At 42.0% G+C, this 12,694-nt stretch carries 2 protein-coding genes; both read right to left on the reverse strand.

Annotated elements, in window-relative coordinates; all coding sequences use genetic code 11:
* Position 1 precedes the first annotated feature (1 nt).
* The gene (locus Q5H80_RS18940; protein ID WP_304569636.1) at positions 2 to 1,720 is read right to left on the reverse strand and encodes a hypothetical protein; all 1,719 of its coding nucleotides are present in this window, start codon (positions 1,718 to 1,720) and stop codon (positions 2 to 4) included.
* An 836-nt stretch (positions 1,721 to 2,556) separates the two neighbouring features.
* The gene (locus tag Q5H80_RS18945; RefSeq protein ID WP_304569637.1) at positions 2,557 to 12,585 is read right to left on the reverse strand and encodes a tandem large repeat; all 10,029 of its coding nucleotides are present in this window, start codon (positions 12,583 to 12,585) and stop codon (positions 2,557 to 2,559) included.
* Positions 12,586 to 12,694 lie beyond the last annotated feature (109 nt).

Here is a 12,694-nt window from a genome sequence, read left to right on the forward strand (position 1 = left end):
TTTATAATAGTTCCGTGAGTTCAATGTCTTGATAAATTACTGACATTAATACCGTTTTATCTGAGTTATGAGATCGACAATGACGGGTTAGATTAACCCTTTTAACTTCTGGTAACCAACCACTAAACACGACTTCTTTACAATATTGATCCACAAACTCAGCCTCGCGCAAAAAAATCTTTTGGCTCCATGTTTCATCAACACACGTCAGTTGAAAAAAATCATCCGGTTGATCGCACTGAGGGTTACTTTTATACGTGATTACAATGCCTTCACTTGGTGAGTTAACAACAGCGGCAGCAACACCTTGCTCGTTTTGGCTGATGATATTGTAATCTGATTTGCTTGGCGCTTGAGTATCTAGATTCGGCAGCGAAATCACAGGTTCGGAGCTCGCATCAAAGTTGTGAGCGGAAGAATAATCACTGAGGTTAACTTTAACCGCTTTTTCATTCTTCCCACTCTTTAATTCATTGAGTTGCTGAGTATTGAGCTGAGCCCGAGAATAATAAAGGGCAATATCACTTTGTACGCTACCGTTTATTTTGTATGGAAGCCAAATATGAGGCAAAGGAACACCAAGTGGCTCTCTCTTTGTTTTACTTCCAGCCTTAAATGGACTCAATTCGGTTTGAAGTAATTCTGTGTATGTTTCGCCTTCGTTAGGCCAATCAGCGACCACTACCTCAACTTCTTCTGCAGTAAGACCAAAAACACGGGCGCAAGCATATTCGTCCAACACACCCTCATAGACTTTTTTACCGTCTTGGTACAACTGAAATGCTTCCCCTGACAGAAATGCCTCGGAGTCTTCATCATATAAGCTAATATCGACCGATCTTTGAGGCGAGGACTTAGTGCTTTGGTAGAGTGATAGATCGACATCAGAAAAGCGTCCGTCGTTTTGAACTTGGATTTCTCGCCAAACTTTTGATTGCCAAACGACATTAATATAACCGCGATCAATAGATACATACCCTGAATCACTCTTATGGACTGGAACTACAGGCACCAACACGTTATCCCATTCATCCATCTGAGCTTCTTTATTAACGGGTTGCAGGTCTTCAGCAAGTTTAAGCAAGATTGGCTGAGGCTGGTCGGTACAAGGGATTTTGATATAGAGCGTCTTACCCTCAGCTTTGAGATCTTTAAAGGTCGCTAGGCTACGGTGTTTGTTTTCTGTGTCGGCCTTTCCTACGGTAACTTTTTCTTTTTGACCGTCCGTTTTACCTAACATCAAACATGCCGCATTGCTAGACCACTGCCCGGCAAACTCGACAACGATTTTATGCTCTGGGGAAGGTTCAACCGGCGAGAAGTTATAGTGACGTGCCAAAGGTACATCATCGACAACTTGCTTGTAGTTGGCTTTGTGAACGCGCTCTGAACTGCTATTACTCACCCTATCAACATGTATCTTCAGTTTAGGGAAGCTTGCTAGCTGTTTACTGGTTAATGGACTACGTCGCACATTGAAAGAAAGGCAAACCCAGTTTGCTTTTACGAGTTCTACTCGAGTCGCATTGAGCAGGCTGTGGACATTTTTTTTAGCCGACACAGTAATCTGCTGAAGCAGGTTACTTGGTAATTGAGCCAAGATATCTTTAGGGGTGCGCGCACGCGAAAATAGCCCGATACACTCATCTGGTGTTAAGACATATTGAAGGTCGTTCGTACTGAGGGACGAACTAGATATAAATTTGCAAACTAAGTGCATTTGGATTCTCCACAACCTACAGGTATCAATAGTTGCGGTGATAGTTAAGCTGATAAGACTTAAAAAAACGATTTGGTTAAAGAAATTCTACGCGGAATAATTATAAATTTCAACAAATTAGAAATGATAACACCCCAGACTAAAACACTAGCAAAACAGTCAATTAAACAGGAAAAATAGTCAATTTAACTAGCAAGCTAAAGGAGCAGATAATTACGCATCAACATCACGTAACATTCGTTGCAACACGTTAAAGTCAATGCCAACAAAACCGGAAATACGTATCTAGTGGCGACATATCTTCGAGTTAGACAGCTTGTATAAAGCATTATGTATTGATAATAAAAGAGTAAAAAAAGTGGGAATAAATTCCCACACAAACACAGCTAATAGACAACATGTTTTAATAAACAAATTAGCTAAAAATAGGGGGTAAAATAATTACCCAAAGCAGAACACCACACTAATTACAAAGTGTGATGTGGCTACTATATAGAGTCCCCATCTATTATCAAGATGGTACTTTTATGGGGCTCACATCAAAAAACACTATGCAAAATATCGATAAAATCAGCATTTTGATCACATCACTAGTTATAATAATTATCTTAGTTAAATTTCACCTAAATAATGAATTAATTTGAAAGAAAATATTTCAATAAAAATAGACATTAATTAAAAACAACATTCACACTGAACATTATATCGATATTTGTGGGAAAATTAGAGGCGATAGGGATATCGTACACTTCAATATTTATAGCCTGAGATATGTGTATAAAAAAGGTCTGCTCAACGGGCAGACCTTTTTCTCATTTCTTGTATAACGATTGGCGCTATGCTGCGAATTTTTTATTACAGTCTAACTCAAAAGTTTGATGAAATAGGTTTGGTTTAATAACCGCCGCGGATCTCACGCCCTTATTCAGAGTAAAAACCGATTCAATCACAGCTGCTTCAGCTCCTATCGCTTGATGCGTTGGGTTAAACGTCGCACTCGTTAACGTCGGCGCAGCTTGCGCGAGCGTAAAGTTTGCGCTTTCGGTGACTTGCACGCCTGAAGCGTTGGTGCCCTTCACAATGACGGTGTAAGTGCCGTTCGGTTGATCGCTGATGTCAACGGTACTGCTATTCCAAGCCCCACCGTTGGCGACAGTCGCAGAGCCACTTTTCAGCACCGCATCATTGCCCTGCGCTTTCACTTCTAGGCTAAGTCCTTGACCATCAAAACGCGTCGATGTGCCTGAGAAGGCCAATTTCACGGCATTGCTGCCATCCACACTGCTCACTGGCGTGATGACCAACGTTGGCGTGATAGGCAGAGAATGTGTGCTGTCTTGCGCACCCAAATTACCCGATAAGTCTTGGTAATCTTTCACCACCAAATCAACATTCAGATCAGACGACGCTGGGACCAATACATCCCCTGTCCACACGCGGGCATCCACACTCTTCGCCAGCGAGATGACCGTGCCTCCTAATTCTGCACTGGCCGCTTGCAACGCTTTATCGAACTTAAGGCTAACCGATACGCTTTGACCTATCGCTTGGTGCGTTGGGTTAAACGTCGCGCTCGTTAACGTCGGCATGGCTTGCGCAAGCGTAAAACTTGCGCTTTCGGTGACTTGCACGCCTGAGGCGTTGGTGCCCGTCACAATGACGCTGTAGGTGCCGTTCGGTTGATCGCTGATGTCAACAGTACTGCTGCTCCAAGCCCCACCGTTGGCGACTGTCGCCGAACCACTTTTCAGCACCGCATCATTGCCCTGCGCTTTCACTTCTAGGCTAAGTCCTTGGCCATCAAAACGCGTCGATGTGCCTGAAAATACTAAGCTAGTGGCGTTACTGCCGTCCACGCTGCTCACTGGCGTGATGACCAACGTTGGCGTTATAGGCAGAGAATGTGTGCTGTCTTGCGCACCCACATTACCCGATAAGTCTTGGTAATTTTTCACCACCAAATCAACATTCAGATCAGACGACGCAGGAACCAATACATCCCCTGTCCACACGCGGGCATCCGCGCTTTTCGTCAGCGAGATGACAGTGCCACCTAATTCAGCACTGGCCGCTTGCAACGCTTTATCGAATTTAAGGCTGACCGATACGCTTTGACCTATCGCTTGGTGCGTTGGGTTAAACGTCGCTCTCGTTAACGTCGGCGCTGCTTGCGCGAGCGTAAAGTTTGCGCTTTCGGTGACTTGCACGCCTGAAGCGTTGGTGCCTGTCACAATCACGCTGTAAGTGCCGTTCGGTTGATCGCTGATGTCAACGGTACTGCTGCTCCAAGCCCCACCATTGGCGACAGTCGCCGAGCCACTTTTCAGCACCGCATCACTGCCCTGCGCTTTCACTTCTAGGCTAAGTCCTTGGCCATCAAAACGCGTCGATGTGCCTGAAAATACCAAGCTAGTGGCGTTACTGCCGTCCACGCTGCCTACAGGGGTGATCTCTAACGTTGGCGTAATAGGCAAAGAATGTGTGCTGTCTTGCGCACCCAAATTACCCGATAAGTCTTGGTAATCTTTCACCACCAAATCAACATTCAGATCAGACGACGCAGGAACCAATACATCCCCTGTCCACACGCGGACATCCGCGCTTTTCGTCAGCGAGATGACAGTGCCACCTAATTCAGCACTGGCCGCTTGCAACGCTTTATCGAACTTAAGGCTGATCGATACACTTTGACCTATCGCTTGGTGCGTTGGATTAAACGTCGCGCTCGTTAACGTCGGCATGGCTTGCGCAAGCGTAAAACTTGCGCTTTCGGTGACTTGCACGCCTGAGGCGTTGGTGCCCGTCACAATCACGCTGTAAGTGCCGTTCGGTTGATCGCTGATGTCAACGGTACTGCTGCTCCAAGCCCCACCATTGGCGACAGTCGCCGAGCCACTTTTCAGCACCGCATCATTGCCCTGCGCTTTCACTTCTAGGCTAAGTCCTTGGCCATCAAAACGCGTCGATGTGCCTGAGAAGGCCAAGTTCGCGGCATTGCTGCCATCCACGCTGCTCACTGGCGTGATGACCAACGTTGGCGTAATAGGCAAAGAATGTGTGCTGTCTTGCGCACCCAAATTACCCACTAGATCTTTGTATTTCTCTACAATCAAAGCCACGCTTAATTCATTAGTATCAGGTACTTGAACGTTGCCCTTCCAAACTTTCTTATCAGCCGTAGCAGTGAGTGAGTTGATTTGATTTCCACCCAGCATAGCCGCTACTTCTTGTAATTCCTTATCAAATTCAAGGGCTACTTGTACATCTTTGCCTACTTGCTGATGCATTGGATCAAATGTCACGTTAGACAGGGTTGGCAACACACCCTCAACCCCTAAAACCAAACTATCCCCTGTACCGGGGATAGTGTTTACACTTTGATAGCTATCATCATCTACCCGTATCGTAATGGTTTTGTTCTGTTTTATTGGAGTTATGTAGTCAACAGTCCAAGTTATATTGTCTGTCGTTCTCCAAGAAGCCTGCTTCAAAATCCCGGTATCGTTGCCATCACTGGCGTTCACTTTCAAATCCAAAAATTCAAAATTGTTAACCTCTTCGGTAAAGGTAAACAATAGTGGAATTTCAACGCCACCAGCTAATGGCATTGACGCGGTTGTCGATATCGCGAGTGCTGGAATGCTTGCGGCTGCTACTTTCTGATCTATTAATTTATCAACTTTATGACCAACTAAATCTACCGCTGTTACTTTTAGCGAGTAGTTGCCCGGTGATAACAGATAACGTATCAAGTATGGGTCACCGTCATTGGCGGGTTTTACTATCGACTGAGGATTAACAAGGATACCCGTCCCATTATCTGCAGTCGAAGCGACACTACTTATGTTCTTATCTGAAAGGTATGCTCTAACATTCACATAATATTGACCGTTCACAGGAGTCATCGAATCCTGACGACCAGTTATACTTGTGATAACTGGTGCTTGGTAATCAACAATCGATTCAACCCCTTGAGCATTGTAACTTCGATTGAACATGTCAAAATCAGTGATGGTCCGCCCTATAGAGTCAGTCACCGTTACTTTGTACTTATACGGTAATTGGTCATCAACGCCAAAAGTCATAGTGTCTGAGCCTTTAGCAGACACTATTTTTCCAGTAAAGCTAATCGTGCTACCTGAATTAGGAATCAAATCGATAGAATAGTGCGAAGCCTTTACGTTCGCCCCCTCATTAGACGTAATGTTGAATACCTGGCTGTTATTGGTAAAAACAAGCTTGCCTCCTTGCAAGCTTGATATTCTATCAAAAGCCACTCCAATGGTTGGGGTACTTATATCTATATCGATTGTCTTGTTTTGAGCCCAACCAACATTATCCGTTGCTTCGACATTGACTCGAATTGAGTTTACTCCTTGTAAGTCAGTTTTTGGAAGCTCAAAATAGAGGTGTGAGCTGTCGCCAACGTCATCTTTATCGAAAACATGCTTAGGATTAATCACTGTATACTTAACGCTTGCCAAACCACTGCCATCATCCCAAGCAGAAAATTGAAATCTAATCAGGTTCGCATTATCAGGAGATTGGCTAAGAGTTACAGATCCATCAATATTTGGCTTACTATTATCTACCATTACACTGACTTCATCACTTTTTGACTCACCCCATACATCAATGACTTGAATTCGTGGCTTGATGCTCTGCCCATCAAGCTTATCATCTAATGGAGCGATAAATGTGGAGCAAAAATAACCATTGGCACACGTTGTAAAAGGATAAAATTTTTCCGGGTGATCATTTAAACTGTACGCAGTACCGTACAAGTTCGCGACGACATTTTCAAGATCAGAATTTTTCCTAACCTTGACCTTAAAGTTCATTTCAAGCGTCTCACCTCGAATAATAGAATCTGCAGTAGGACTGCTAATTATGACATCCAAATCACCTTGGGCTGGAAGCAATAATTCTAAAGCATGGTCCGAACCTAAATTTCCAGCAGAGTCAGATAAATTCTTAATAGTGTATAAATGTCGTAACGCCCCCGGAGGAAGAATGTCAGCATACAGCTCTGTATACGTGCACGTCGTTACGTCTGACACTGTACTACAGCTCTTTGGTTCAAAAGGTATATTTAAACGATTTCTCACCAATAAAGGCTTGTTACCATCAATAATATTTACACCAGAAAGATTGTCTTTAAAGCTCAAAGTCAAACTTAACATCTTCTCGCCTTTAGCGTTTAGGCCAACATCATTACCTGTAAATTGATATGTGTTTTGTTCAACCAAAGGCGCTTCGATATCCATCATATTAAAGCTGAATTTACTTACGGTTTCAGTGCCATTTGTTCCGACTGTTTTTGCTATCAAAACAACAGGAGAAACCGACATATTCACATTCGTTTTGACACCACATTTATAGCTCTCTTGTGGGTTAGTAATAACTCCTGAATAAGCATTGTTTGAGCCATCATTAGGCACCCCGTCAGAGGTGTAATTTTCTCTAACCCAACATTCTAGTTTTTTTGCTTTCACATTCCCTACAGGTGCGAATTCAACATTTAAGGTATCCCCCGCAATATGACTTTGAAAATCATTTGGCTTAGCGATTGAAAGCACTACACCCTGACGTTGAACATTGATACTTTCTGATCTTTCAGATGTAGGTCTATCTTGGCCTGAATTATAACGAACGTTGTTATAAACTTTGAATCTCAGCTCATAACTCCCGTCATTTGATAACTCAGCGGATGTTAATCTAGCTTGCCAGAGTCCGTCCTTCTGAGAAAATGAAATTTTGTTGGATTGCTCACCATATTGGTAAGTACCCTCCACCAACGGTATCCCGCTTTGATCTTCAGCATCAATAGTGATAATGACTGGATCATTACGAGTAATTTGGTTCCCTCCACCAGAGGAAATTGGTGTCCCATCTTCATATGTAAAGGTTACCGAATGAATTGTTGGTTCAGAATTCTGAACTTTAACCGCATAATCGACGCTTGTCGTATTCCCCCTAACATCCGAGCCAGCTAACCTTATTGTGCGAACGGCGCTATCGCCATCATTTTGGCCACCTAAAGGAACCTTCATATCTTCACCGACCGAGGTACTTGCATCAGAGGCGTTCTCTTTAAAGGTCCAATACTCTAATGTTGCTTTATTAACACCGTCAGTTGAAGCTGTTCCTCTACCATTTAAATCTTGTGCAGATAGATTGAATATATAGCCCCCCACATAATAGCTGTCAGGATCAAATGCATTAAGTTTTAGCGATGGCCCTTCACGATCCAACAAAATAGCTTTCATTTCCGTTTCAGATTCGAACCCATATTCGTCTACAGCTTTAAGATACAAATTCGCCTTGTTATCGTCGCCAATAACAATGTTCCTACTTAGATTTTCTGCAATTTCAATGTCAAACGGTTGCGTTGGATTTTTAGGGACAATTGAACGTATAGCGGCACCTTGACCTTGCTGCCAGAGCTCAACCTTAGATACGTCGGAATCATCAGATATAGAGTTGAGCTTCACAGTAAAGTGGGAACCAAGAACATAACTTTCACCAGAGTTGTTATCTACCACCCATGGTTCAGCTAATTCGATTACAGGCCCCTTGTTGTCAACTTGAAACTCGAATTCACCGTTATTTGTACCCGATGGATAAGAGCTGTCTGTTGCTGTTACGTAGAATACGTTTTTCTCATTATATTTGAATGCATCTGCCACCAACCTAACTTCTACGTTAGGTTGTGTACCTAATAAATAAGGTTCTGCACTCACCGCAGGTTCTGTTTCGTAATGTTGTAAAGTGAAGCGTCTCCCAGACTCTCGCTTCATATCCACTTCCACCAAACGACCAGGACTTAAGCTCCACGTTATATCTGGAACCCAACTTGAATTTCCGCCTAAATAACTAGCGATTTTAGCCCCATTAACAACCGGACCTTTTGAATCTAGCAAAACGTTAAATTTAGGTGCACTGGGTGTCTGCCGATTAACTCTATTAGACAAATTGTCTTCAGCGTTAACATATACCGCCCAGTTTCCATCTTCGGGACTAATAATTTTGCCCTCAGTACTACACTTATTCCCAGAGCACAGCTTTACCTTAAAATCATTCTCTGTATTACTTGAAAAGTGTGAACTAGCCTCATAATCATGCGTAACACCCGTTACCGAGTTATAGAACGTAAGGCCACGCATATTCAGCTTATCACCAACAATATCGTCAATTTTGAAAGTTAGTTCTTGGACATAATTGGTGTTTAAATAAACACTCTCGTCGATTGGTTGGCCGTTCCCATCGCTAGGAGAAATATACGTTGCTAAGGGAAATTCGTTATCAATGTACAATCTTACTGTGTGAGGAGCGTGTCCATTGTAGCCATAGCTATTTTGATGTTCATCCATAGCACTCGTTATAAGTGCAAATTCAACCATACCTTTGAGATCTGAAGACTCCGTATTAAGGGTAAATAAATACTCTTTTTTATAGTTATCACCACTACCTGACTCTTGAATATTCACATCAATTGGGATTCCCGCATTGGGCTTGTTTTTTTCATACCACATAGTAGAAAAAGAGGGCTGACTACCCGCTTTTACAACAATGCCAGACGGATCTTCCAAGACAACTCGAGAATCAACTACACCAGCCACGTAATGCTTGTTTCCGACCCATGTTTCTCGACCATTTTCGATGTTCAGGGATGGTTTAGGCGGTGATTTGTCAATACTTTCACCCTCGCCCTCAATAACTGATTTGTTATTTAAATCAGGGTTAGCCATTGATATATGGTCGGCGTACCTTTGAGCGAAGTTAGCTTCAACACCATATTTAACAGTCATAATGTCATAATATGACTGTGCTAAATCATGCCGATAAGAATCTGAACTAAATTCATAGGAGTCTAAAACTAGTTTTTTTCCACCACTACCAATGCCATTTGCTAGACCATCATATTGCAAATCATCGTAAATGGCGGAAGCAAAATCAACAGAGCTACTCAAAAGCATATTATGCTTTTGAGTCAGATCGTAAATAGCTTCCACTAAAAATCTGTGTATATAATTATTCGACAATTTTTCTGGAATTGCTCCTTGAAGCATCTCATTCGTTGCGTACGATACAAGAGTTGGGTCAAACCCGAAAAAGGACTGACTACCATCAGCTAGAGCATTTTGGACATCGCCTAAAATTTGGAAAGCAACCTCAGGTGTTTTATTTCCAGCCTCAACTTGATTCCATTGAGAGTCAAACAATCCGGTTTGGTATGCCGATAGTTCAGTAATATAAAATGTCTTGGAGCCATTAAGTTTAAAGTAAGCTCCTAAGTTTGTGCTATTTAAGTCAACTTTCTCTGACTGTGAGTCTGGATTTTTCTGCCATTTATAGTAATAGGGCTGTGTATTACCATCAACACCGATTAAACGTACCCGCATAAAATCGTAGTTCACGACATCAGTTGTCGTATCACATCCTGCAACATCAAGAGCTTTAGTTGCTCCATTGCTTTCTATATGTTGAATCGTGGTGCATCTGCCTAACGAAGTAAATTCACCCTTGGGATTTAACCCCTCTAACAAAACATTAGCGCCAATAAAAGGAGTAACGATCGTCATCGTTGGTAAATCGAAACTGCTTCGAAAATAAACACTTTGTTCAGCGCTTTCATTTTCAGATTCATCAATAGTTTGAATAACTAACTTTTGACTGGTGTTTTCCGACGTTGAATCGAAGTTATCGCCCAATATTTCTTTGACGAAGGGAACATAGTAGATCACTTCATTTACATGGCCGTCTTCATCCAGAATACTCTCATGTGGAATGTTAGCGCTAGAAGCTACAGTATCGGTCACCTTTTGAAGCACGTAATTATTATCATTATTTTGGCTAACGTAATATTTTACAACTAACTTAAGTTTTTCAGCACTAGTACCTAACCCGATATTGCCATTACCATCAGATACCCTTACGCGAATATATGGAATTTTATTTTCTTTTAAGAGATTTATATTGAAATTACTAAAATCAACACTCGGTATTGAACTTAAAATCCCTTTACTAGCGTAAAGGTAATCGATTTTCAGGTATTCACGAGTCGAGTTAACCGACTCTGATGTATACGTATCTTGTGTATATATATCTTCTTTCGTTACTCGCTCACCATCAACACCAACATTCACGTAATTCATTGGGGCATTTTCAGGGTAGCTAATCACTTGTGCTGGTACTTGATCATCACGAGCGACTTCGTGAATCTTCTTACCAACATTACCTTTGCTATCACTCGCTTTAATTAAAAATGTCGTTTGCGTTACAAATTCACTTGTTGAATATTCTTTACTGAATTCACAGGTATATCCTCCACAAGCAACGACTTCATCCAAGCCACCTTTAAATGAAACAGTAACTGATTCAACCAGTTGCGAGCCTTCTTTTACGATGCCTTTAAGTACATATTCTTGGGTACTATTATTTATTGAACTGCTTGAAGTGACTTCAATTACAGGCGCATAATTGTCCCATTTAAACTCGACGTAATGACCTGTATCACGTGTTTTAACTAGCTCATTGCCCAAGACATCTGTGGTATAAAAAGCCAAACGGGCGGCGGTAACATTTGAAATATCAGTTTTAGGGTCAATTTCCACAGCATCGATAGCTTTAGTGTTTACCCTTACTTTTACGCTTGTTTCACGAAGACCCGCCTGAAAGTCATTAAACTCTATAAAACAAAAATCACTACCCGAAGTCGTCTTATCGTCACACTTATGTCCATAAGACCACTCTCCATTCAATTGGTATTCTAGATACGCGGAGATACCTTGAACGCCGATTTCATCATTTATTTTTATATCCAGTCTATCAACCCCTGCCAACACATCGCTGTCTGTTCGAGACACAATAGGAGCTTGGGTATCAATTGCAGTTTCATCACGGGGTGGCAACACACCCTCGATTCCTGTGCTAGTACCAAGGTCGTTAACTTTATTACTGAACTCAACATAGTCGCCTGCGCCCGTGCCCGAAACATTTAAGTTGAGATCATTGACGACAATCAGAACATGCTGAGCTAAATCGTTAGTGTAAATATCACTAGAAACTTTTTGCTGACCAAAGGTTAAAGGGGTTACGCCTCCTGACACTGCACTTATTTCTTGCCCATCTAGAAGACCATCAGCAATCACATCTCGATACTGAATATCCGCTAAATGAATCGAAGTGTAAATATCACTTTGAGTTTCACCGTATTTTTGGATTAGGTCGTTCGCAAATGAAGAATAAGCGGTTAACAAGGCGCCATATTTATGTCCTGATGTAGCAAAGCTACTTTGACCGCCTTTAGTTATGTCAATTGGTTTGGTTTCGTTAACATTGAAACCATACATATCGTTAATGCTATTAATTGATTCAGATATAGCATCAGAATCGGATGCTCCCTTGCCAACCTTATATTTAGTTAAGCCCGATACGATGTTCGTCAAAGGGGTTATCATTAAGCTCTGGTCACCACCTTCCTTGTAGTTAACCATGGCCTCTAAACGGAGTGTCTTTCCGTTACTAGAAGACACCGTATTTTTTGTTAGAGGGTCAGTATAACTGCCTTCTTTTGCTACGATGAAAAGTGGCATCGATGAAGATTCAAATTCAACCTTATAGTCACCAAAGGCATCGGAAGTTGTACTTGCCAGCTTCCTACCTAAGTTTCCATCCTTGTATTCGAACACCTCTATCTTTGCACCACTTACAGGGGCATCATAAACGTTACCCGAGATGCTTCCTGTATTCCTTGCTGGCGGGATGTTATCACCACCACCTTCCCCACCACCACATGCACTTAAGAAAAGCGATGTAACAATAAGGCCTAATGTTGATTTGTGCGTATATTTAGTGAACATAGTATTCTGGCAGAGTATATTTTGTCGCGATTATATTATCGTCTGGAATTTTCTCAACATGACAGAATAACTACTTATAAAGTACAATTTGGCTAAATAAAAAGGTGAA

It is taken from the genome of Vibrio sp. SNU_ST1 (genome assembly GCF_030563405.1).
Lineage (GTDB): Bacteria > Pseudomonadota > Gammaproteobacteria > Enterobacterales > Vibrionaceae > Vibrio.

Bases quoted from the DNA above. Each gene is read 5' to 3' on its own strand.
- Q5H80_RS18945 (WP_304569637.1), bottom strand. From the start codon at position 12,585: ATGTTCACTAAATATACGCACAAATCAACATTAGGCCTTATTGTTACA.
- Q5H80_RS18940 (WP_304569636.1), bottom strand. From the start codon at position 1,720: ATGCACTTAGTTTGCAAATTTATATCTAGTTCGTCCCTCAGTACGAAC.